We start from the raw sequence: 20,569 nt of genomic DNA, 5'->3' as shown, positions 1-20,569 counted from the left end.
CTGAGCATACGCGCAATCCGCGTCAGCGCTTCTTCCGCTTCTGCATGACGAAGCCGATGACCTTGGCGGCGGCCTCGAAATGCTCGCGCGGGATGGTCTCGTCGACGTCGACGGCGGCGTAGAGGGCGCGGGCCAGGGGCACGTTCTCAACGATCGGCACCTTGTGCTCCTTCGCCACCTCCCGGATGCGCAGGGCGAGCGCATCGACGCCCTTGGCCACGCAGACGGGCGCCGCGTCGCCCTGATCGGGCTCATAGCGCAGGGCCACCGAATAGTGGGTCGGGTTGGTCACGATCACCGTCGCCTTGGGCACATTGGCCATCATCCGCTGGCGGCTTTTCTGCATGCGGATCTGCTTCAGCTTCGCCTTGACGTGCGGATCGCCCTCGGTCTGCTTGTAGTCTTCCTTCAGCTCTTCCTTGGACATCCGCATCCGCTTGGCGAAGCGCAGCTTCTGCCAGATGAAATCGCCGCCCGCCGCCGCGCCGAGGAAGACCAGGGCCGAGGCCAGCAGGGCCACCGCCAGGTCGCGGGTCAGGGGCAGGATGGCCATCGGGCTCATCGCCGCCAGGTTCTCGAACTCCCGCATATGCGGCTTCAGCGTCATCCAGCAGATCACGCCCACAGCGATCAGCTTGAGCAGCGTCTGGCCGAAATGCATGAAGTTGTCGGGGCCGAACAACCGCTTGAACCCCGCCATCGGGTTCACCTTCTCCCACTTGGGCGCCAACTTGTCGGGGCTGAAGATCAGGCCGCCCATCTGGCCGACATTGCCGCCGACCCCGCCGATAATCGTCGCCAGCATCAGGGCGCCGAGGAAGGGCGCGGCGGCCCACATGGCGGTGATCCCGATCTGCACGCCCGACCCGGAATCCAGAATGCCCAGCATGGCGTGGGGCGAGGCGATGAAGGGGACGAAGGTCTCGGCCATGGTCGAGCAGAAGTAGCTGCCGCCGAAAATCACCACAGCGGCGGCGCCCATCAGGCTCAGGGTCTGGGCGACGTCCGGAGACTTGGCGACGTCACCCTTGCGTCGCGCCTCCTCGAGTTTTCGTGGGGTGGCGTCTTCTGTCTTGGAGTCGGGATCGGAGTCTTCAGCCACCGGCCGCTCCTCCCGCTCCAGCCGCGAACACCGACGCCAGGGCGCGGTAGCGGTCGATGAACACCGTGCCCAACACACCCAGCGACAGGGCGAAGATGGACAGACCCAGGATGACGCTCAGCGGCGCCGCGGCGAAATAGACCTGGAACTGCGGCATGACCCGCGCGACCAGGCCCGAGGCCAGGTTGAAGATCAGGGCGAAGACGATCACCGGCGCGGCCAGCTGGATGCCCAGCATGAAGCTGTCCCCAACGGTGCGCACCGCCATCTGGGCGAAGTCGGCGACGATCAGGGGCTTGGCCGGAGAAATCAGCTCATACGATCCGACGATGCCGGCGATGAACAGGTGATGGGTGTCGGTGGCGAAGACCAGCACAGTCCCGAACAACATCAGGAAGGAGGCGATGGTCGTGCCCGGCTGGGCCTGCAGCGGGTTGGCCGTCTGGGCGAAGCTGAGCGTCGTCTGCAGCGACACGATCTCGCCCGCCGTCGACAGGGCCGAGGTGAAGATGCGCAGCATGGTCCCGATCATCAGGCCGGTGGCGACCTCGCGGATGACCCAGCCCGCCATGCCGCCCAGGGTCGCCGGAAGCGCCGGCAGGCTGCCCGCCACGATGGGCCACAGCACCAGCGACATCAGAAGGGCCAGCGACAGCCGGATGCGCGGCGGCACATAGGTTTCGCCGATGCCGGGCATGGTCAGCAGAAGAGCGCCGATGCGGGCGAAGATCAGCCCGCCGGCCCAGACCTGATCGGCGGTGGCGTAAGGCTCCACGTCCTCGCTACATCCCGGCGATGCGGGCGGCGATGGTGCGCATGAAGCCGCCCAGCAGGGCGCCCATCAGCGGCAGGAACAGCACCAGGGAAATGAAGATGGCGATGATCTTGGGCGCATAGACCAGGGTCTGTTCCTGGATCTGCGTCAGCGCCTGGAACAGGCCGATGCCGACGCCGACGATCAGGCCGACGATGAGCACGGGGGCGCACAGCTGGATCGTCAGCCACAGGGCGTCGCGGCCCACGTCCAGAACTTCAGCGCCGTTCATTAATCTCTACGCTCCCGGGAACTCTTACGCTGGCCTATCGGCCTTCGGCCAGCTTGAGGCCGGTCGGCAGAAAATGCCGGGACCATGGTTAACGGCGGGTTAGCAAAGTCCCCCTCCCCCTTCAGACTTTCGACCGCTATATCCCCCCGATGACCGAAGAGATCTCCGCCGAAGAAGCCGAAGCCGCCGTTCGCACCCTGATCAAATGGGCGGGCGACGATCCCGACCGCGAGGGGCTTCTGGACACCCCGGCGCGAGTGGCCCGCAGCTACAAGGAACTGTTCCAGGGTTATGAGAGCGACCCGCGCGCCTATCTGGAGCGGACCTTCGAGGAGGTCGGCGGCTACAACCAGCTGGTCGTGCTGAAAGACATCCGCTTCGTCAGCTTCTGCGAACACCACATGCTGCCCGTCGTCGGCGTGGCCCATGTCGGATACCTGCCGACCGACCGGGTCGTGGGCATCTCGAAACTGGCGCGCGTCGTGCGCGGCTATGCCAAGCGCCTGCAGATCCAGGAGAAGATGACCGCCGAGATCGCCACCGCCATCGAGGAGGTGCTGCGGCCGCAAGGGGTAGGCGTGGTCATCGAGGCCGAGCACAGCTGCATGACCCTGCGCGGCGTCAACGTCCCCGGCGCCAAGCTGACCACCAGCGCCCTGCTGGGCGTGGTCAAGGACGACCCTCGCACCCGCGAGGAGTTCCTGCGCCTGACGCGGTGATCGGGTCCTGATGGCCGACATCGGCTGGAGCCCCGCCGAGCTGGAGCGCCTGCCTGACGATGGCGAGGCCCTGCACCGGCTCGCCGTGCTCTCGGCCATCGGCCTGGGGACGCCGCACGATCCGCCGCTGGCGTTGGAGCGTTTGCGCCGCGCCGCGGACCGGGGATACGCCGTCGCCGCCGCCAGCCTCAGTCTGCTCGAGGCCGAACCGGGCGGGCTTGAGGCCTGGTTCCGCCCGCCGGCGCCGCGCCGGGTCTCGGAACACCCGACGGTGTTTCTGGCCGACGGCTTCGTCTCTCCCGCCGTCTGCGACTGGATCCGCGGCCGCGCCGCGCCCCATCTGACGCCGGCGGAGGTCTACGATCCCGTGTCCGGCGCGGGACGGCCCGACCCGATCCGGACCAACACTGCCTTCGTCTTCGATCTGGCCGCGACCGACCTGGTGCTGGTGCTGGTGCGCGAGCGGTTCGCCCGACTGGCGGGCCTGCCCGTCCCCGGTCTCGAGCCCTGCCAGGTGCTGCGCTACACGCCCGGTCAGAAGTTCGACTGGCATTTCGACTTCCTCGATCCGGTCGTCTCCGGTCACCGCGACGACCTGACCCGCTCGGGCCAAAGGATCGCCACGGGCCTGATCTGGCTGAACGACGACTATGAGGGCGGCGAAACGGCCTTCGAAAGCGGCGACCAACGCTTCCGGGGCCGAAAGGGCGACGCCATACTCTGGGCCAATGTCACGCCCGACGGCGCGCCCGATCCCCTGACCCGCCACGCCGGCCTGCCCCCGATTTCGGGCGAGAAATGGATCCTGTCGCAGTGGATGCGGCCCAGAGCGCCCACTCGGGGTTAGGTCCGACCTCTCCGCAACCGCGGCTGTAGCCGATGGTCCGCTCCTTGCCCGGAGAGGCTCGAAGGAGCCTTTTGCGATGGCCTGGACCGCGATTTCGACCCGAAACGAGACACCGCCCATCTCCCGCGGCGGCTGGCTGGACGCCCTGCGTTTCATTGTGGCCAGCCTGATCATCCTGCACCACTTCCAGGCTGCGGGCCCGGCGCCCCTCGCCCATCTGATCAATCCGATCTTCGAGCGCGGCGGCTTCCTGCTGACCAACTTCTTCCTGATCGATTCCGGCTATGTGCTGATGCGGGTCTACGGCGCCGCCGTGAACGCTGGTCGGATGTCGCCGGGCGACTTCTTCCTGAAGCGGTTCCTGCGCGTGGTTCCGGCCCATCTGCTGGTCGGCCTGTCGCTGGTCACCCTCGTCCTCGTCGCCACGGCCGTCGGTATGCCGCCGCGCAATCCGGAATGGTTCCGCTGGGACCAGCTGCCGGCCCAGCTGACCCTGACCCAGGCCTTCGGCATCCATGGCGGCCTCGGCTGGAACGCGCCCAGCTGGTCGGTCTCGGCCCTGATCGGCTGCTACCTGGCCTTCCCCTGGATCCTGAAAGGGATGAGGCGTCTGGGCCCGTGGACGGCTCTGGCGGGCGTCACGGTCCTGTATCTGCTGTTCAACAAGGCGACCTGGGCTCTGTTCGGCTATCCGGTCTATCAGATGCCGATGATGTACGGCTTCTGGCGCGCCCTGCCCCTGTTCATCCTCGGCATGGGTCTGGCCCAGTTCACCGAGCGGGTCTGGATCGCGCCGAAGCTGGCCGCCGTGGTCGGGATCACCTCCGCCGTCGCCTTCTTCGTGCTGGAGCTGTTCGACAAACACGCCCTGATCGCCCTGGTCCTGATCTCCCTGATCATCCTGTCCGCCGGCGCCGTGCCGGTGCCCCGCCCGTCGAAGCTGGTGGAGCGGGCCTCGGTCATGTCCTTCTCGATGTTCATCACCAATGAGGTGACCCGCATCGCCTGGTTCGGAGTCGCCAACGCCCTGATCGCCCGGTTCGCCCTGTCGGTCGCGGTGCAATGGCTGCTGTTCGCCGGCGGGATCGGCGCGGCCTTCGCTGTCGCCTTCCTGTTCCATACGGTCATCGATCAGCCGATGCAGACCCGGATCAAGGGATGGTTGAAGAGGCGCAAAACCCGCCGCGCCGCGGTTGCGCCGACGCCCGCCGGAGCGCTCAAAACGCCCTAAAGTTATAGGTTTTACGGACTGTACGGAGGCGAAAAGTAGCTGGCGCGTAAACCAATCGCGGGCAGGATGGGACCAGTCTCATCCGTTCCCCCGAGCGCGCGCCATGCCTACCGAAATCGAACGCCTCGCCGAACTGCGCACCTTCAATGTGGTGGGCGCCCCCGCAAATCCGGTGCTGGACTCCGCCGCGCGCCTCGCGGCACGCCTGTTCGAATGCCCGATCACGGCCGTGACCCTGATCGACGAGGACACCCAGTGGCTGGCCGCCCGCACGGGCCTCGACGTCTGCTCGACCTCGCGCGAGGACGCCTTCTGCGCCGTGACCATCCAGCGCCCGCCGCGCGGCATCATGGTGGTCGAGGACGCCGCCGCCGATCCCCGCTTCAGGGACAACGCCCTGGTCACCGGCGATCCGCACATCCGCTTCTATGCGGGGGCGGCCCTGACCACCTCGGACGGGTTCAACCTGGGCGCCCTGTGCGTCATCGACACCGTGCCGCGCCGTCGCCCGTCGGACCAGGCCCTGGCCGACCTGCGGGGCCTCGCCGACCTGGCCGTCGCCGAGCTGGAGCGGCTGCGAGCCGAACACCTGCTGAAGGAACGCGAACAGGTTCTGTATATGGCTGAGGCCATGAGCGGCGTCGGCCACTGGAAATGCGATCTGAAGACCGGCGCGCTCGTCTGGTCGGACGAGGTCTACGCTATCTGCGGCCTGGACCGCGCGACCTTCAAGCCGATGCTGGGGCGGTCGATCCACCTCTATGACGCCGACGACCAGCAAATCCTGACCGCCGCCATCGAGGCCTCCACCCTGGGCAAGGGTCCCTTCCATCTGGAGCTGGGCCTGAACCGGCCGGACGGCGAGAAGCGCCGCGTCCTGGCCAAGGGCGACTGCCAGTTCGACCACGACGGTCGCCCGGTCAGCCTGTTCGGCGTCTTCCAGGACGTGACCGATCAGCGCGCCGCCATCGTCGCCGCCGAACAGGCCGCCGCGGTCAAATCCGAGTTCCTGGCCAATATGAGCCACGAGCTGCGCACGCCCCTGACCAGCATTGTCGGCTTCACCGACCTGGCCGCCGGCCAACCCGACCTGTCGCCCCAGATGCGCGACTACGTCCGCCGCATCGACAACGCCGGCCGCGCCCTGCTCTGCACCGTCAATGACATCCTGGACTTCTCAAAGCTGGAGGCCGGCCAGGTCGCCATCCGGCCCGAGCCGAGCGATCTGGAAGACCTGTGCCGTTCGACGCTGGAACTGTTCGCACCCCAGGCAGGGGCCAAGGATCTGCAGCTGGAATTCCGCATGGGCTCGGTTTCCTCGGCCCTGGTTCCGAACCTGATGATCGACCCGGACCGGGTGCGCCAGATCCTGCTCAACCTGATCGGCAATGCGGTGAAGTTCACGGCGGCCGGATCGGTCAAGGTCGTCGCCGCCTGGGATCCGCGCACGGAACGGCTGGGCGTCTCGGTCGCCGACACAGGCGCCGGCATCCCCGCCGAAAAGCTGGACCTGCTGTTCCAGCGCTTCTCCCAGATCGACGGCTCGGCCACGCGTGGCGCGGGCGGCACGGGCCTGGGCCTGGCCATCTGCAAGGGCCTGTGCGAGGCCATGGGCGGAACCGTGGGCGCCGACAGCATCGAGGGCCGCGGCAGCCGCTTCTGGTTCGAGATCGAGGCCCCGGCCGCCAGCGCCGCGCTCGAGATCGCCGCTCCCGTTTCCGTCACCCCTGTCTCGGCCCTGTCCGGCACGCGCGTCCTGGTCGCCGACGACCATCCGGCCAATCGTGAACTGGCGCGCCTGTTCCTGAGCGGGCTGGGCGCCGAAGTGGTCGAGGTCGTGGACGGCGCCGAGGCGGTCGAACGTCTGGCCGCCGAAACCTTCGACCTGGTCCTGATGGATCTGCGCATGCCGCGTCTGGACGGCCGCGAGGCCCTGAAGGCGGTGCGCGCCGACATCCCCTCGGCCAAGGACACCCCGATCCTCGCCTATACGGCCGACGGCGACGGCGACGCGCCGCTGCTGATGGCCTCGGGCTTCGCGGGCGTGGTGGCCAAGCCGCTCGTCGCGGCCGACTTCCTGCGGACGGTCACCCGCGCCCTCTACGGCGCGGCGATGAAGTCGGCGGCCTAGACTACGGCGGCCTAACCTCCGGCGCGGGCCTGGGTCATATCGTCGAGCCACAGCAGGCCCGGGTCGTCCAGCACGGCCCGGACCCTGGCCAGCAGGGTCGCCGCCCGGATCGGCTTGACCAGATAGCCGCGCGCGCCCAGCCGCCGGGCCGTGACGATGTCCTCCGTCAGGTCGGAGGCGGTCAGGAACAGCACCGGGACATCGGCCCAGGCCTCGACCGACTTGACCCGACGCAGGGCCTCCAGCCCGTCCATGACCGGCATGTGAAGATCCATCAGCACCAGGGCCGGCGGGGCGTAGGCCAGCCGCGTCAGCACCGCCGCCCCGTCCGCCGCCTCGACGATCTCATAGCCGGCGCCGGTCAGGACCGCCGAGAGAAAGTCGCGAACATCGGTCTGGTCTTCGGCGATCAGAATCTGCTGGGTCACGGCGAGGCTCGAATGGAGAGCGCCCCGGGGAGGCGTCGGGCGCGTAGCCAGCGTGCGGCCGTTCGCCGACCGGCGCAACCCGGCCTTAAGTACCGCTGTTGAGGTGCAGGATGTTGCCGTCCGGGTCCTTGAGCCAGACCATGCGGAAGTCACCCGCGTGGTGGATGCCGCCCGAGAAGGCGACGTCCGGCATGTCGTAGTGTTCGAACACCACGCCCTTCGCCGCCAGATCCGCGACGATGGCTTCCAGATCGTCGCCCACGCCCCAGACCACGGCGTTGGCCTGGTTGCTGCCCGCGAATTCGGAGACATAGACGCCCAGCCGGGTCGCCCCGGTCCGGAACATCACGACCTGATCGCCTTCTTCCCGGTCGACCTCCAGCCCGAGCGTCGTCTCATAGAAGGCCCGCGCCCGCGTCAGATCCTTCACCGCGACGATGGCCGACGAGGCCTTGTCCTTCAGCATGGCGATCTCCCTGTTTCGGAAGAGCCAGCGTCCGGAGCGGTGATCAGGTTCCGCCGGCCGATCAGGCCTGAACGGCCTCGTGGATCGTCTTCAGGGTCTTGAGCAGGCCGTGGGAGGCCGTCAGGGGCAGACAGCTCGGCCCGTCGCACAGGGCCTTGTCCGGATCCGGGTGGAACTCCAGGAAGACGCCGTCGGCGCCGGCGGCGACGGCCGCCTTGGCGATGATCGAGACGCCCTCGCGGCGCCCGCCGGTCGAACCGCCGCTGGTGCGCGGATCGGCGCCCGGCAGCTGGACGGCGTGGGTGGCGTCGATAGTCACCGGCACACCCAGCTTCTGCATCTGGCCGATGCCCAGCATGTCGACGACAAGGTTGTTATAGCCGAAGGACACACCGCGCTCGCACATGACGATGTCGAGTTCGGGCGCGGCCTCGCGGGCCTTCTTGATGATGTTGGCGCTGTCCCACGGGGCCAGGAACTGACCCTTCTTGACGTGCATCCAGCCGCCGGCGGCGGCCGTGGCCCGGGCTGCGGCGACGACCAGATCGGTCTGGCGACACAGGAAGGCGGGGATCTGGACCAGTTCGGCGACAGCGGCGATGCGCTCGGCCTGATCGACCTCGTGGATGTCCGTGCAGATCGGCACGTTCAGCTCGGCCTTGATGATCTCCAGCTGCTTCAGCCCCTCGTCGATCCCGGGGCCGCGGTAGGAGGTGATCGACGACCGGTTGGCCTTGTCGAAGCTGGCCTTGAAGACATAGGGCAGGCCCAGGTCCTCACAGTTGGCCTTCAGCTCGCGCCCGACGGCCAGGGCCATGTCGAGGTTTTCGAGCACATTGACGCCGGCGATGACGACGAGCGGTTGGCCGGCCCCGAGGGCGAGGTTCCAGCGTTTGAGATGAATCACGGACATGGCGGCCTATATAGGCCGTCAGATCGGCATGCGCATTATTTCCTGATAGGCCTGAATCACCTGGTCGCGAACGGCGATGACGGTTTCCAGAGAGGCCTCGGCGCTGGACACCGAGGTGACCACGTCGATCATGTTTCCCTGCCCCTGGATGGCGCCGGTCATCTGGGTCTCGGCGGCCCGGGTCTGTTTGGTCATGTCGCCCATGACGTTCTGCAGCATCTCGCCGAAGCCGGGCGCGGAGGGCGCCGCCGCTCCGCCCGTAGGCATTCCGCCGCCCTGCACCGCCGCATAGGCCTTCGCCGCCGCCAAGGGATTCATCGGCTAGCTCCTATCGCTTCAGGATGTCGAGGGTGCGGCTGTCCATCGACCGCGCCGTCTCGATGACGTTCAGATTGGCTTCGTAGGCGCGCTGAGCCTCGCGCATGTCCATGGCCTCGACCAGGGTGTCGACATTGGGCCGCTTCACATAGCCGTTGGCGTCGGCCGCCGGGTGCGAGGGGTCATAGTCCATGCGGAAATCGCTCTGGTCCGGCCGGACCTCGGCCAGCACCACCCCGGTCGCGCCGTCGACGTTGCGCGCCTCGAAGACCGGAATCTGGCGGCGATAGGGGTTGCCGCCCGGCGTCTCGGACGTCGACTGGGCGTTGGCGATGTTTTCGGCGATGACCCGCATGCGCGACTGCTGGGCGCGAAGCCCGCTCGAGGCCACGGCCATGGCGGTGTTACGGGGCGGAACCGGATCGGGCATGGGCTATTCCTCGTCCTGTCTCAGCCGCCGGGCTTCTTGGCGGCCATGCGCAGCATGGACATGGACTTCTGATACAGGCCGATCGCGGCGTCATAGGCCATGCGGCTCTCGGACATCTTGAGCATCTGCTCTTCCAGCACGACCGAATTGCCGTCCAGCGTCGTCTCGGAATCGGGCGAGGCCTGGGACGAGAAGCGCGCCACGTTCGGCTGGGCCGGTGCGATGTGGGCCGCATTGGTCCGCGCCATCTGCAGCCCCCCGCCCGCCCGCATGGCGGCGGCGAAGTCGGCGTTGGCCGGCTGCTGCAGGTCGCGGGCGACGAAGCCGGGCGTCGAGGAGTTGGCGATGTTCTGCGCGACCACGCGCTGGCGCTCGTCGAGCCAGTTCAGGCGGCCCTTGATCTGGCCCAGCAGCGGAACATCGGTGAAGCCCATCGGGGCGGTCTCCTGATCGGATAGGCAGAAAATGCCGCCTGCATGGTTAACAGGGCGTTATTTCAACGGCTCGTTAACCACGATGGTTAAAGAGTCCGCGTCGACCGGCCGCGCGTTCCCGCGGCCCCGGAACCGTCGCCCGCATGAATTTCCTCGATCTCGCCCGCGCCATCTTCGGCCTGGCCTTCGTGCTGGGCCTGATCGGACTCTGCGCCTGGGCTGCGCGCCGCTATGCGCCCCAGCTCATGGCGAAGCTGGGCGCCGAGCGCGGCGAACGCCGGCTTCAGGTCATGGAGACCCTGGTGCTGGATCCGGCCCGGCGGCTGGTTCTGGTCCGGGTCGATGACGAGGAGCGGCTGATCCTGCTGGGCGAGGGCCGCGAACTGATCGAGCCGCGCCAGCCCGCGCCGCGCGCCGTCGAGTCCGAACCGGAGCTCGTCTCGGCTCAAGCCCCTCGCCCCTTCGCCCGCCTGAACCTCTCCGCCCTGAACAAGGGAGGCCCGAAGTGAAGCTGGCTTCCTCGATCTTCACCGTCCCGACCCGCGCCGAGCTGAAGCGCGCGGCCCTGCTGTCGCTGGTCACCACCCTGCTGTGCCTGATCTGGCCTTTGGCCGCCTTCGCCCAGGACGCGGCGGCGGCGGCGAGCACCGGCTCCTCGATCAACGTCGACCTGGGCACCGGCGCCGGCCTGACCGAGCGCGTCGTCCAGCTGGTCGGTCTGATGACCGTCCTGTCGCTGGCGCCGTCCATCGTGATCATGACGACCAGCTTCGTGCGGATCATCGTGGTCCTGTCGCTGCTGCGCACCGCGCTGGGCATGCAGCAGTCGCCGCCGAACGCGGTTCTGGTCTCTCTGGCCCTGTTTCTGAGCGCCATCGTCATGGCTCCGACCTGGCAGGACGCCTATGATTCGGGCATCCGCCCCCTGCTCGATCAGCAGATGGAGCTGCCTCAAGCGTTTGATGCGGCGTCGGAACCTGTGAAAAACTTCATGCTTGCCCAGGTCGACCGCGGGGACCTTTCCCTGTTCACCCGACTGAGCAAGGTGGAGCCCAATACGGAGATGGCCGACCTGCCCCTGCGCGTGGTCACTCCGGCCTTCATGATCAGCGAATTGAAGAAGGCCTTCGAAATCGGATTTCTCCTTTTCGTTCCGTTCCTTGTGATCGATCTGGTGGTCTCCAGCGTGCTCATGTCCATGGGGATGATGATGCTCCCTCCGGTAGTGATTTCCCTGCCGTTCAAGCTCATCTTTTTCGTGCTCGTGGACGGCTGGAGACTGGTCGCCGGAAGCCTCGTGGAGAGCTTCACCCGACATACTGTCGGGGGGTAAACCCCCGCTGTCAGGGCGTTTGCGCGTCAACGGCGCTTGCCAAGCCGCCCCAAAAGCGTGTTGATCCCCCGGTCATCGTCCGGAATCGGGCGAGTTTATGGAAACGACCACATGACCACTCAAGCTGAACTGATCGCCGCTGTCGCCAAGGACGCCGGTGTTTCGCAGGCCGACGCCGGCCGCGTGCTGGAAGCGATCGTCAAGAACATCCATTCGTCGCTGACCGCCGGCGGCGACGTCCGCATCTCGAACCTGGGCGTCTTCGACACCGCCGCCCGCGCCGAGCGCGAAGGCCGCAACCCGGCCACGGGCGCGACCATCAAGATCGCCGCCTCCAAGGCTGTCCGCTTCCGGGTCTCCAAGCCCCTGAAGGACGCGGTCAACAAGTAAGACCGATCTCCACGCCGCATCGCGGCGCGGAATTGCGGGCGGGAGCGGTCAGCCGTTCCCGCCCGTTTGCTTTCTGAAGTCCGACTTCATCGTCTGGACCCACCCGGCGAAGGTGTCGGCGCCGGCGGTCAGGCTGCCGAAGTCGCTGGTCTGGACCGCCCCTTCCATGCCGTCGAAGCCCGACAGGGCGATGCGCATCGCCGCCGCCGACCGGGCCTTGGCGGCGAACGGCACATAGTTCTTCGACAGCCGCGTCAGGGCCGGCAGGTCGTGGCCCAGAGAATAGCCCACGCCCGCGCGGATCACCCGGCTCTCGTCGGCCGCGCTCAACGGGGTCGCCACGTCCTTGAAACGGTCGCCCAGCCGCTGCTCATAGATCTTCGCCGCTCCGGCCCAGTCCTGCTGCTTCCAGTAGACCTCGGCCCGGACGTCCAGCCCGTCGGGCGTGGTGTCGCCCTCCAGCAGCTCCAGCGCATGGTCGTAACGGCCCAGATCCATCATGGCCCGAGCCTCCAGCGCCCGGCGCTCGGCGGCCATGGCGGTGGGCAGAAGGGTCGTGCGCGAGCTCCACAGGGCCTGCAGCGCCTTCTCCGGCTGACGGTCCATCAGATAGACAGTGGCCAGATCCGTCGCGACCTGGGCCTTGGCCACCCCGTCCAGACGCTCGTCGACCTGATGCTTGAGCAGTTCGGCGGCCTGGTCCAGCAGGTCGACGTCGATCAGGCGGCGCGCCAGACGCCGCACCATCTCGTCGCCGTCGGCGCCGATCGGGGTCAGGTCGCGGAAGTCGTAGAACAGGGCCAGGGCCTGCACCGGCTGCAACCCGTCGGCGGCGCCCTGCAGGAACAGGGCGCGGAAGCTGTTGGACAGGTCGTCCTGAATCTCGCGCGCGCCCGGCAGGTCGCTCATCCGCTTGCCGGCGGTGCGCAGCACCTCCAGCGCCTCGCGATAGCGGCCCTGCTTCAGATAGATGTCGCCCAGGGTCCGGATCACGGCCAGTTCGGTCGCGTCGCCGCGCCAGCGCCACTTCAGCTGCTCCAGCTGGGTCGCGGCGGCGTCGGGCGTCATCAGCCCCTTGGCCAGGGAGATCTTGACCACGCCCAGCTTGGCCGGGGTCGCGATGCCGTCCAGGGGCGCGCGGGCGACGGCGGTATAGACGGCCAGGGCCGTATCGCTCTGCCCCTCCAGGTCGAACAGACGAGCCTGCACCAGGCGGGCGACCAACTGGTCCGCCGCCGGGGCGCGCTGGCTGAAACTGAAGGCCAGCAGCGCCTTGGCCGAGGACAGGTCCCCCAGCTCCAGCGCCGCCAGGGCGTGGGCCGCGCCGAACTTGGCCTTCCAGTCATTGGGAAACTGGTCGATGACCGCGGCGCCGGCGGTGAAGGCCAGCCGCGCCCCCGTCCAGTCGCCGCGCTGGGTTGCCACATAGCCCTGCCAGACCCTGGTCGAGGGATCGCCGGCCAGGGCGCCCGAGGCAAAGTCGGCCTCGGCCTCGTCGAAGCGGCCGATGGAGGCGCGCGCGGCGCCGCGCAGGCCGCGCACCTCGGGCTCGCCCTGCAGGCTCGGCGTCTTGGCGATCATGGCGTTGAGCACGCCGATGGCCTCATAGCCCAGGCCCGAGGCGATCAGGAAGCGGGCGAAGGCCAAGCGGTGCTCGATCGGAGTGCGCGGATCGTCGGTGACCTGACCGGTCTCCTGCTCGGCGCCCTCCTGAAGCTCGCGATAGCGGGCCGCGAAGCCCTCCTCGCCGACATCGGCCCAGTCGGCCAGGATCATCGCCGGATAGGCCGCCTTGCGCGGCAGATGCGCGGCCTCGGGTGCGGCGTCGAGGAAGGCCTCGGACGGCGCCGACATGGTCAGGCCCTGCGGCCGCGTCACCGTGACCAGATCCCCCGAAGGCGTGATGGTCAGGTCGTCGGTGGCGGTCTCGACCGCCAGACCCTGGGCGGTCGGCAGAAGGGTGACGTCGACGGTCTGACGGCGGCCGCCGAAGCCCTTGCCGGGGGCCAGGGCCGTGACGGCGGCGAAGCGGTCTCCGACCATGGGATCGGTCAGCCAGATAGCCTTGGTGGCCCCGGCCATGCGTGCGACCAGGGCGGTGCGCTCGCTGTCGTCGCGATCGACGTCGACGGCCTGTGCCGGGCCGGTCGGGACGCCGCCGATGGTCACGCTCCAGCTCGTGCCCTGTCCGCTGGCCGAGACCGGCAGGTTTTCCGCGGCCGGGATGCGGATGGCGGTGTAGCCCGGCCCCTGGGCCCAGCGCGCCTCGCCGGCGGGCCCCATCTTGGCCCCCTTGGGCAGGCCCATCTTGGCGGCGGTGTCGAAGACGATCCAGACCGCGTCGTCGCGGCGGAAGACGGCGGCCCCGACCGGCGCGGCCCACTGGAAGTTCAGGACGACCCGATCGGCCTCGGCCGTCGTCGTGACCGGCACGACGCCGTTGGCGGGCACGGCGTTGGACACGGCCCCGGGCTCGGCCTCGGGGCGCGCGCCGGACGGATAGAGATTCAGCCAGACGGCCCCGTCGGCGACGCCCGAACGGGCGTCCGCGCCCCCGGCCAGCCGCAGGATCAGTTCGGAGCCGCCGGTGACGGACCGCGTCTCGACCTTGGTCACACCCGGCGGCAGGCTGTTGCGCAGCAGGCCGATGTCCGGGGCGGCGGTCGTGCCGATACGAACGATGACGGCGTCGCCCTCACGGCGGACGCGCGACCGGGAGCCGATGACCCCGGCGAACTCGACGCGGGTGAAGTTCTGGGTCTGGCCCGGACGGGTGGTGCCCAGGCGGATGGTCAGGGGCTCGAGCGCGCTCGACGCCTCCTGCGCGATCGCCGGCGCGGCGGCGGTCATGATAGGGGCGAGCACGACCGCCCCCACGGCGCCCAGCGCCACGGAGGTCCTCGCGATCGATTTTCTCGAGGACGGCCCAACCATTGACGCGCACACTCGCGCGCGGGGCCTTTCAACGCGGTTAATACGGCGTTTGCCAAACCCCGTAGAACCACGGTTGGACAAATCGTCCAAGGACAGGACGCCGCCTTGCGCCGGACCGCCCGCGCGCCGACATCGGGCCAAAGGAAGACGCCATGTCAGACCCGACCCCCACGCCCGAATATCCGCCGCTCAACACCCTGAGCACCGGCATCCGGTGTCGTTGCCCGCGCTGCGGACAGGGGCCTTTGCTCAAGGGCTATCTGACGATTCGCGACAGCTGCCCGGTCTGTGGCCTCGACTACGGCTTCGCCGATCCGGCCGACGGCCCGGCCTTCTTCGTCATGTCCGGCGTCGGCGTGTTCGGGATGATCGCCTTCATGGCCTTCGAGTTCACCGTCCACCCGCCGGTCTGGGTGCATTTCGCGGTCACCTTCCCCCTGATCGCCCTGATGTGCCTGGGGACTCTCCGGCCCTTCAAGGGCTGGCTGGTCTCGGAGCAATACGTCCACAAGGCCGCCCCGCCCGAATGGAAGAGCATCGGCAAACACGGCGAAGGTTCGCCTTGGCGCTAGCCAAAGCAAAAGGGCCGGTGCTTTCGCACCGGCCCTTTGATCTTTCAGGTCGTCGCCGAAATCAGGCGGCGGCTTGCTCGGCCAGCTTGGACTTGACCTGACGCTTGATGCGCTGGGCCGCGATCGACAGCTGCTCGTCGCCGGCCTTGACGATGTAGGCGTCCAGGCCGCCCTTGTAGTCCAGGGTGCGCAGGGCGGCGTTCGAGATCCGCAGGGTGAAGGTCTGGCCCAGGGCTTCCGAAGCCAGCTTGACCTTCTTCAGCGACGGCAGGAAGCGGCGCTTGGTCTTCACATTCGAGTGGCTCACGTTGTGGCCGACCATCGGGCCGATACCGGTGAGTTCGCAACGACGAGACATCGTCTGATCCTTGAGGTGGTCGCCCGCCGAAACGCGGCGAGCGCATGAAATGAGGACGCGCAAGAGACGGGCTCCTGCGCGAGAGGGGGCCGTATAGAGGAACGGCGGGCGCGACGTCAAGACATTAAGGCCGGGAAACCGAGTCTCCGCCTGACTGAAACCTCCTGTTCAGCCGCCGTTCAAAAGCCGCCATATAGTGAAGGCATAACAGCGAAAGCCGCTGACCGGGACCTTCAAGAGATGAACACGCTCGCTATCCGTATCGCCGCCGTCGCCGCTCCCGCCCTTGCGGGTGCGATTCTGCTGGCCTCGCCGACGCGCGACCTGCACGCCCAGACCCCCGCCCCCGCCCAGCCCGTCCTGCCAGGCTATTGGGAATACACCACCAGCGCCGTCGGCGACCGCAACACCGAGACCAAATGCGTGCGCCCGCAGGACATCTCCCGCTTCTTCGGCGGCATCTCGACCCGCCGCTACGCCTGCACCTATCCGGTGCGCGAGGTCGGGGGCGGCAACGCCCACTTCGAAGGGACCTGTCAGGACAAGAAGGGTCGTCGCTTCAATGTGCGCCTGCGCGGCACCTATCAGCCCGAGAGCTTCCGCTTCAACGGCGGCGCCCAGCTGCTGCGCGGCACCCCCTACATCCCCGCCAGCATCACCGCCCGTCGCCTCAGCGCCCAGTGCCCGGCCAACGCCGAGTACTTCTGATCGGCGGCCCGCCCCAGTCAGCCTGCCGACACATCGACAAGGCGGGAATCCTGCTCTAGGCCCGAGGGTCTCCCCTCCTCGAACCTGAAGCGCGCCCATGCCCTCCGGACTCATCGCCCTGCTCGACGACGTGGCGGGCATCGCCAAACTGGCCGCGGCCTCGGTCGACGACATGGGCGCCGCCGCCGGCAAGGCCTCGACCAAGGCGGCGGGCGTGGTCATCGACGACACCGCCGTCACCCCCCGCTACGTCGTCGGCCTGTCCCCGGCCCGCGAGCTGCCGATCATCGGCAAGATCGCCGTGGGTTCGATCCGCAACAAGCTGCTGGTCATCCTGCCGGTCGCTCTGCTGCTGACCGCCTTCGCCCCCTGGCTCATCACTCCCATCCTGATGTGCGGCGGCGCCTACCTCTGTTTCGAGGGCGCCGAGAAGCTGATGGAGATGTTCGGCGCGGGCGGTCACGAGGACGACGGCCCGGCCCATGACGATCCCGCCGCGCTGGAGAAGGCCACCGTATCGGGCGCGGTGCGCACCGACCTGATCCTGTCGGCCGAGATCATGACCATCGCCCTGTCCGACGTCTCGAGCGAACCGCTCCTGACCCAGGCAGGCGTCCTGATCATCGTCGGCCTGATCATGACCGTGGTCGTCTATGGCGCGGTCGGGCTGATCGTGAAGATGGACGACGTCGGCCTGCATCTGGCCCAGCGCGAGAGCAAGGGCGTCCGGGCTTTCGGGCGGGGGATGGTCAAGGCCATGCCCGTGGTGATGAGCGCCCTGTCCACCATCGGCACCTTCGCCATGCTCTGGGTCGGGGGCGGCATCCTGCTGCACGGCTCCCACACCCTGGGCCTCCACTGGCCCGCCGTGCCGGTGGAACACCTGTCCCACGCCGTGGCCTCGGCCCTCGGCCCCATCGGCGCCCTCGCCGGCTGGCTGGTCACCGCCCTGATTTCGGCCCTGATCGGCGCCGTGGTCGGCGGCATCATCGCCTTCGTCCTGCACCAGGCGCTGCGCCTGAAGCCGGGCGCGAAACACTAGTCGCACGACAGGCGACGCCACAGCCCGCCAGAAAAGCCACATTTCCCGCTTCCCGCCTTGATGTGAGGCGCCATCGGTGTCGTCTTCTTTGTGCGGGATCGTATGACGGGCGGGAAAAAAGCCTCGCGACGGTCCGGCGCCCGGTGAGCGTGGTCGGCTCTTCAAAACCGGGGGTGGGGGTAGTCGATCGGGGGATCAGCGCCGCTGGATCCCGGCGATAGCTCGTGGCTGACCGGGACGCAGTCCCTGAGGAACGCCTGGGTGAAGCTCCTGCACGTCATCGCCTCGATGAACCCTGCCGACGGCGGCCCGGTCGAGGGGATTCTGAGACAGGCCGAGGCGACGCGCGACGCCTGCGTTTGCGAGGTCGTCTGCCTTGACCATCCCGGCGATCCCTGGCTCGAGACCACGCCCCTGACCGTCCACGCCCTTGGCGGGACCGGAGCGTATCCGCCCCTGCTGCGTCACTGGCGCTATTCGCCTCTGCTGGCGCCCTGGCTGCGAGAGAATCTGGAGCGATACGACGCCGTCATCGTCAACGGCCTGTGGAACTACGCCGCCTTCGGCGCCTCACGGGTCCTGCCGGGCGGGCCCGTCCCCTACTATGTCTTCACCCACGGGATGATGGATCCCTGGTTCCGGCGCACCTATCCGCTCAAGCATGCCGCCAAACAGCTGTTCTGGACAGTGGGCGAGGGTCGGCTGATGGCGGGGGCGACCAGCGTCCTGTTCACCACCGAAGAGGAACGGCTGCTGGCGCGCGGCCAGTTCCTGGACCATCCCTACCGCGAGACCGTCGTCGGATACGGCGCCTCGGCCCCGCCGCCGGCGACGCCGGACCAGACCGCGGCCTTCAAGGCGGCCGCGCCCGGGCTCAAGGATCGACCGTATCTGCTCTATCTGAGCCGCATCCACGAGAAGAAGGGCTGCGATCTCCTTATCGAGGCCTTCGCCCGCGCCAGGAACCGGGCCGGCGTCGGCGATCCTGACCTGCAGCTGGTCATGGCCGGTCCGGGATCGCCCGTACTGCTCCAGTCGCTCAAGCATCTGGCGGAACGGCTGGGCGTCGCCAAACACATCCACTGGACCGGCATGCTGACCGGCGACGCCAAATGGGGCGCCTTCCGCGGCGCCGAGGCCTTCGCACTGACCTCGCACCAGGAGAATTTCGGGGTCGTGGTCGCCGAGGCCCTGGCCTGCGGCTTGCCGGTCCTGATCAGCGACAAGGTCAACATCTGGCGCGAGGTCGATCAGGCGAAGGCCGGGCTGGTCGCTCCCGACACCCTGGAAGGCGCCATCGCCCTGATCCAGGACTGGATCGCCACCCCGCCCCCGGAGCGGCGCGAGATGGGCGAGCGCGGCAAGGTTCTGTTCGAGCGGAGCTTCGACATTCGCGCGGTCGGCCCCGCGCTTATCGAGGTCATCCGGCGCACTGGCCAGCGCGCCGCCGGATAGCAAAAAGCCCGGGATCGCTCCCGGGCTTTTCAGTCTTGCGGTTCCGCGAACGGATCAGGCGGCTTCGGCTTCCTCGGCGTCCGCATCGGCGGCGACGGGGGCGGCGGCCTTCTTGGCGCTCAGCGACTTGGACAGCAGCTCGACGGCGGCGTCCTTGTCGATGCGGTTGGCGGCGGCGACTTCACGGGCCATCCGGTCCAGGGCCGATTCATAGAGCTGGCGCTCCGAGTACGACTGTTCCGGCTGGGTGTCGGCGCGGTGCAGGTCACGAACCACTTCGGCGATCGAGATCAGGTCGCCCGAGTTGATCTTGGCTTCATACTCCTGCGCGCGGCGCGACCACATGGTGCGCTTGATGCGGGCGCGGCCCTTGAGGGTGGTCAGGGCCTTGGTGACGACGTCGTCGGCGGCCAGCGAGCGCAGGCCGGCGGTCTTGGCCTTCTTGGTCGGGACGCGCAGGGTCATCTTCTCGTGGTCGAAGGTCACGACATAGACTTCCAGCGACATGCCGGCGACTTCCTGGGTCTCGATGGCCACGACCTTGCCGACGCCGTGCGCCGGATAGACGACCGCGTCGCCAACCTTGAATTCCAGACCGCTCTTGTTCGTCATGTCATTCCTTTCCCGGACGCAGGGGACCGGCGAAGCGCAGGCGTGTGACGCAAACAGGTTTCCCACCGCCGGCGAGGGCCGTCGGGGGGACTATCAAAGCGTCAAATGCAGAAACGGATCACCAAACCTCTGGCCGACCCCGCCTTCATGGGCGGGATTCTGTCGCAAACTCGGGCGGCGCAGTGAAACTGCAGACCGCCCGATCCAATGTGAAGGAACATATCACAAAACGAGGCAATTTCAAAACGTCCCCTCGGCCTATGGTACGAAGGGGTCCATTGTGACCGCATTGCGACGATAGGCCAAAGGTTCGATCAGGAACCCTTGCCGGGGTTCGGACTGAAATGGTTCTCGAACTTGTTCTCGACCCGCTCCCACTCCTCGCGGTCGGCGGGCGGCGTGCCCTTCACGGTGATGTTCGGCCAGACCTTGGCGTAGGACGCGTTGATCTGCAGCCACTTGCCGTCGGGCTCGTCCTCGGTGTCCGGCTTGATCGCGTCGATCGGGCATTCCGGCTCGCAGACGCCGCAGTCGATGCATTCGTCCGGCGCGATGACCAGGAAGTTCTCGCCCTCATAGAAGCAGTCGACGGGGCAGACCTCGACGCAGTCCATGAACTTACATTTCACGCAGGCGTCGGTGACGATGTAGGTCATGGCGGGCGGAGATCACGTCAGGCGGTTAAGAGAGGGCGGTTCGGGGACATGGCCCCGGCGGCCGGGGGTGTCAACTCAGCGGTTCTATCGACGCCCGACAGCATGGCTTTCTTGTCGCACCGGCCGTGACCGGATCAGGCGGCCCCCTCCGCCTGCGGCTCGCCCAGATCGACATAGAGGGCGCGGGCCTCGGCCGGCGGTCCGCGCCGCTCGCCCAGCGCCTCCACGCGCACCGCCCGCACCCGGCCATCGATGGCGAAGGTGATCTCATCGCCCGGGTGGACCAGACGGCTGGGCTTGTCGAGCCGCGTCTGCCGCCCCTGATGGGTCAGCCGCACCGCGCCCCGCTCGACCAGATCCGCCGCGATCGACCGCGACTTGGCGAACCGCGCCCGCCACAGCCAGACATCGACGCGGACAGAGCTCTCGTTCATGCGGGGCGAT

At 68.0% G+C, this 20,569-nt stretch carries 25 protein-coding genes; 11 read left to right on the top strand and 14 right to left on the bottom strand.

Annotation, left to right across the window (positions count from 1 at the left end; translation table 11 throughout):
• Nucleotides 1-22: 22 nt before the first annotated feature.
• Genes flhB through fliQ form a run of 3 tightly spaced genes read right to left on the bottom strand, consistent with a single transcriptional unit; the run spans nucleotide 23 to nucleotide 2,148 of the window.
• A complete protein-coding gene (gene flhB / locus ACW172_RS12160) occupies nucleotides 23-1,102 on the bottom strand; it encodes a flagellar biosynthesis protein FlhB (RefSeq protein ID WP_492031703.1) in 1,080 nt (359 codons plus the stop codon).
• Complete coding sequence (fliR, locus tag ACW172_RS12155) at nucleotides 1,095-1,877, bottom strand: flagellar biosynthetic protein FliR (RefSeq protein WP_492031702.1); 783 nt, start codon at nucleotides 1,875-1,877, stop codon at nucleotides 1,095-1,097. The genes flhB and fliR overlap by 8 nt, the downstream gene beginning before the upstream one ends.
• 7 nt (nucleotides 1,878-1,884) lie before the next feature.
• A complete protein-coding gene (gene fliQ / locus ACW172_RS12150; RefSeq protein ID WP_492031701.1) occupies nucleotides 1,885-2,148 on the bottom strand; it encodes a flagellar biosynthesis protein FliQ in 264 nt (87 codons plus the stop codon).
• Between the two features lie 149 nt (nucleotides 2,149-2,297).
• Between fliQ and folE the strand changes: the two genes are divergently transcribed.
• From folE to ACW172_RS12130, 4 genes are all read left to right on the top strand, one after another.
• Complete coding sequence (gene folE / locus ACW172_RS12145; RefSeq protein ID WP_492031700.1) at nucleotides 2,298-2,867, top strand: GTP cyclohydrolase I FolE; 570 nt, start codon at nucleotides 2,298-2,300, stop codon at nucleotides 2,865-2,867.
• Between the two features lie 10 nt (nucleotides 2,868-2,877).
• Entirely contained in the window at nucleotides 2,878-3,714 is an 837-nt protein-coding gene (locus ACW172_RS12140; RefSeq protein WP_492031699.1) for a 2OG-Fe(II) oxygenase, read from the top strand.
• Between the two features lie 76 nt (nucleotides 3,715-3,790).
• Nucleotides 3,791-4,945, top strand: a complete 1,155-nt coding sequence (locus tag ACW172_RS12135) for an acyltransferase family protein (RefSeq protein WP_492031698.1) — start codon at nucleotides 3,791-3,793, stop codon at nucleotides 4,943-4,945.
• Nucleotides 4,946-5,048: 103 nt separating this feature from the next.
• A complete protein-coding gene (locus ACW172_RS12130) occupies nucleotides 5,049-7,076 on the top strand; it encodes an ATP-binding protein (protein WP_492031697.1) in 2,028 nt (675 codons plus the stop codon).
• A gap of 11 nt (nucleotides 7,077-7,087) precedes the next feature.
• On the opposite strand, the gene ACW172_RS12125 is transcribed toward ACW172_RS12130, so the two are convergent.
• From ACW172_RS12125 to flgB, 6 genes are all read right to left on the bottom strand, one after another.
• Entirely contained in the window at nucleotides 7,088-7,504 is a 417-nt protein-coding gene (locus ACW172_RS12125; protein ID WP_492031696.1) for a response regulator, read from the bottom strand.
• A gap of 85 nt (nucleotides 7,505-7,589) precedes the next feature.
• Nucleotides 7,590-7,970, bottom strand: a complete 381-nt coding sequence (locus tag ACW172_RS12120; protein ID WP_492031695.1) for a VOC family protein — start codon at nucleotides 7,968-7,970, stop codon at nucleotides 7,590-7,592.
• 61 nt (nucleotides 7,971-8,031) lie between these two features.
• Nucleotides 8,032-8,883 carry a 3-deoxy-8-phosphooctulonate synthase gene (gene kdsA, locus ACW172_RS12115; RefSeq protein ID WP_492031694.1) on the bottom strand — a complete coding sequence of 284 codons (852 nt, stop codon included), beginning with the start codon at nucleotides 8,881-8,883 and terminating at the stop codon, nucleotides 8,032-8,034.
• A gap of 18 nt (nucleotides 8,884-8,901) precedes the next feature.
• Entirely contained in the window at nucleotides 8,902-9,201 is a 300-nt protein-coding gene (gene fliE / locus ACW172_RS12110; RefSeq protein ID WP_492031693.1) for a flagellar hook-basal body complex protein FliE, read from the bottom strand.
• 10 nt (nucleotides 9,202-9,211) lie between these two features.
• Nucleotides 9,212-9,631, bottom strand: coding sequence for a flagellar basal body rod protein FlgC (gene flgC / locus ACW172_RS12105; RefSeq protein ID WP_492031692.1), 420 nt, complete (start codon nucleotides 9,629-9,631; stop codon nucleotides 9,212-9,214).
• 20 nt (nucleotides 9,632-9,651) lie between these two features.
• The gene (flgB, locus tag ACW172_RS12100) at nucleotides 9,652-10,065 is read right to left on the bottom strand and encodes a flagellar basal body rod protein FlgB (protein ID WP_492031691.1); all 414 of its coding nucleotides are present in this window, start codon (nucleotides 10,063-10,065) and stop codon (nucleotides 9,652-9,654) included.
• 143 nt (nucleotides 10,066-10,208) lie between these two features.
• Between flgB and ACW172_RS12095 the strand changes: the two genes are divergently transcribed.
• From ACW172_RS12095 to ACW172_RS12085, 3 genes are all read left to right on the top strand, one after another.
• Entirely contained in the window at nucleotides 10,209-10,574 is a 366-nt protein-coding gene (locus ACW172_RS12095) for a FliO/MopB family protein (protein WP_492031690.1), read from the top strand.
• On the top strand, nucleotides 10,571-11,398 hold the full coding sequence (gene fliP, locus ACW172_RS12090; RefSeq protein ID WP_492031689.1) for a flagellar type III secretion system pore protein FliP: 828 nt from the start codon (nucleotides 10,571-10,573) through the stop codon (nucleotides 11,396-11,398). Before ACW172_RS12095 ends, fliP begins: the two co-directional genes overlap by 4 nt.
• Nucleotides 11,399-11,509: 111 nt before the next feature.
• Nucleotides 11,510-11,788: an HU family DNA-binding protein gene (locus ACW172_RS12085; protein WP_207868550.1), complete on the top strand. Its 279-nt coding sequence runs from the start codon at nucleotides 11,510-11,512 to the stop codon at nucleotides 11,786-11,788.
• A gap of 48 nt (nucleotides 11,789-11,836) precedes the next feature.
• On the opposite strand, the gene ACW172_RS12080 is transcribed toward ACW172_RS12085, so the two are convergent.
• Nucleotides 11,837-14,680, bottom strand: coding sequence for a tetratricopeptide repeat protein (locus tag ACW172_RS12080; protein WP_492031688.1), 2,844 nt, complete (start codon nucleotides 14,678-14,680; stop codon nucleotides 11,837-11,839).
• Nucleotides 14,681-14,874: 194 nt separating this feature from the next.
• On the opposite strand from ACW172_RS12080, the gene ACW172_RS12075 reads away from it, so the two are divergent.
• On the top strand, nucleotides 14,875-15,294 hold the full coding sequence (locus ACW172_RS12075) for a DUF983 domain-containing protein (protein ID WP_492031687.1): 420 nt from the start codon (nucleotides 14,875-14,877) through the stop codon (nucleotides 15,292-15,294).
• Between the two features lie 61 nt (nucleotides 15,295-15,355).
• Here the strand turns inward: ACW172_RS12075 and rpmB are convergent, their stop codons facing one another.
• Entirely contained in the window at nucleotides 15,356-15,652 is a 297-nt protein-coding gene (gene rpmB, locus ACW172_RS12070) for a 50S ribosomal protein L28 (RefSeq protein ID WP_492031686.1), read from the bottom strand.
• A gap of 240 nt (nucleotides 15,653-15,892) precedes the next feature.
• On the opposite strand from rpmB, the gene ACW172_RS12065 reads away from it, so the two are divergent.
• The 3 genes from ACW172_RS12065 (at nucleotide 15,893) to ACW172_RS12055 (ending at nucleotide 18,857) form a co-directional block, all read left to right on the top strand.
• Nucleotides 15,893-16,360, top strand: a complete 468-nt coding sequence (locus tag ACW172_RS12065; RefSeq protein WP_492031685.1) for a DUF3617 domain-containing protein — start codon at nucleotides 15,893-15,895, stop codon at nucleotides 16,358-16,360.
• 97 nt (nucleotides 16,361-16,457) lie between these two features.
• Nucleotides 16,458-17,402, top strand: a complete 945-nt coding sequence (locus ACW172_RS12060) for a DUF808 domain-containing protein (protein ID WP_492031684.1) — start codon at nucleotides 16,458-16,460, stop codon at nucleotides 17,400-17,402.
• Nucleotides 17,403-17,663: 261 nt separating this feature from the next.
• Nucleotides 17,664-18,857 carry a glycosyltransferase gene (locus ACW172_RS12055; RefSeq protein ID WP_492031683.1) on the top strand — a complete coding sequence of 398 codons (1,194 nt, stop codon included), beginning with the start codon at nucleotides 17,664-17,666 and terminating at the stop codon, nucleotides 18,855-18,857.
• Nucleotides 18,858-18,911: 54 nt separating this feature from the next.
• On the opposite strand, the gene ACW172_RS12050 is transcribed toward ACW172_RS12055, so the two are convergent.
• The 3 genes from ACW172_RS12050 to ACW172_RS12040 form a co-directional block, all read right to left on the bottom strand.
• Nucleotides 18,912-19,469, bottom strand: coding sequence for a CarD family transcriptional regulator (locus tag ACW172_RS12050; RefSeq protein ID WP_492031682.1), 558 nt, complete (start codon nucleotides 19,467-19,469; stop codon nucleotides 18,912-18,914).
• 314 nt (nucleotides 19,470-19,783) lie between these two features.
• Nucleotides 19,784-20,125: a ferredoxin FdxA gene (gene fdxA / locus ACW172_RS12045; RefSeq protein WP_207868559.1), complete on the bottom strand. Its 342-nt coding sequence runs from the start codon at nucleotides 20,123-20,125 to the stop codon at nucleotides 19,784-19,786.
• A gap of 134 nt (nucleotides 20,126-20,259) precedes the next feature.
• On the bottom strand, nucleotides 20,260-20,559 hold the full coding sequence (locus ACW172_RS12040; RefSeq protein WP_492031681.1) for an RNA-binding S4 domain-containing protein: 300 nt from the start codon (nucleotides 20,557-20,559) through the stop codon (nucleotides 20,260-20,262).
• Nucleotides 20,560-20,569 lie beyond the last annotated feature (10 nt).

The sequence above is a fragment of the Brevundimonas sp. ALps5 genome (assembly GCF_058681645.1).
This window is presented reverse-complemented; position numbering and strand designations above follow the sequence as displayed.

Excerpts from the sequence above, each read along its gene's own strand:
- ACW172_RS12065 (WP_492031685.1), top strand. The coding sequence starts at position 15,893 with ATGAACACGCTCGCTATCCGTATCGCCGCCGTCGCCGCTCCCGCCCTT.
- kdsA (WP_492031694.1), bottom strand. The coding sequence starts at position 8,883 with ATGTCCGTGATTCATCTCAAACGCTGGAACCTCGCCCTCGGGGCCGGC.
- ACW172_RS12085 (WP_207868550.1), top strand. The coding sequence starts at position 11,510 with ATGACCACTCAAGCTGAACTGATCGCCGCTGTCGCCAAGGACGCCGGT.
- fliE (WP_492031693.1), bottom strand. The coding sequence starts at position 9,201 with ATGAATCCCTTGGCGGCGGCGAAGGCCTATGCGGCGGTGCAGGGCGGC.
- fliQ (WP_492031701.1), bottom strand. The coding sequence starts at position 2,148 with ATGAACGGCGCTGAAGTTCTGGACGTGGGCCGCGACGCCCTGTGGCTG.
- ACW172_RS12095 (WP_492031690.1), top strand. The coding sequence starts at position 10,209 with ATGAATTTCCTCGATCTCGCCCGCGCCATCTTCGGCCTGGCCTTCGTG.
- flgC (WP_492031692.1), bottom strand. The coding sequence starts at position 9,631 with ATGCCCGATCCGGTTCCGCCCCGTAACACCGCCATGGCCGTGGCCTCG.
- ACW172_RS12140 (WP_492031699.1), top strand. The coding sequence starts at position 2,878 with ATGGCCGACATCGGCTGGAGCCCCGCCGAGCTGGAGCGCCTGCCTGAC.
- ACW172_RS12130 (WP_492031697.1), top strand. The coding sequence starts at position 5,049 with ATGCCTACCGAAATCGAACGCCTCGCCGAACTGCGCACCTTCAATGTG.
- fdxA (WP_207868559.1), bottom strand. The coding sequence starts at position 20,125 with ATGACCTACATCGTCACCGACGCCTGCGTGAAATGTAAGTTCATGGAC.
- ACW172_RS12135 (WP_492031698.1), top strand. The coding sequence starts at position 3,791 with ATGGCCTGGACCGCGATTTCGACCCGAAACGAGACACCGCCCATCTCC.
- ACW172_RS12120 (WP_492031695.1), bottom strand. The coding sequence starts at position 7,970 with ATGCTGAAGGACAAGGCCTCGTCGGCCATCGTCGCGGTGAAGGATCTG.
- rpmB (WP_492031686.1), bottom strand. The coding sequence starts at position 15,652 with ATGTCTCGTCGTTGCGAACTCACCGGTATCGGCCCGATGGTCGGCCAC.
- ACW172_RS12060 (WP_492031684.1), top strand. The coding sequence starts at position 16,458 with ATGCCCTCCGGACTCATCGCCCTGCTCGACGACGTGGCGGGCATCGCC.
- flgB (WP_492031691.1), bottom strand. The coding sequence starts at position 10,065 with ATGGGCTTCACCGATGTTCCGCTGCTGGGCCAGATCAAGGGCCGCCTG.
- ACW172_RS12075 (WP_492031687.1), top strand. The coding sequence starts at position 14,875 with ATGTCAGACCCGACCCCCACGCCCGAATATCCGCCGCTCAACACCCTG.
- folE (WP_492031700.1), top strand. The coding sequence starts at position 2,298 with ATGACCGAAGAGATCTCCGCCGAAGAAGCCGAAGCCGCCGTTCGCACC.
- ACW172_RS12050 (WP_492031682.1), bottom strand. The coding sequence starts at position 19,469 with ATGACGAACAAGAGCGGTCTGGAATTCAAGGTTGGCGACGCGGTCGTC.
- ACW172_RS12040 (WP_492031681.1), bottom strand. The coding sequence starts at position 20,559 with ATGAACGAGAGCTCTGTCCGCGTCGATGTCTGGCTGTGGCGGGCGCGG.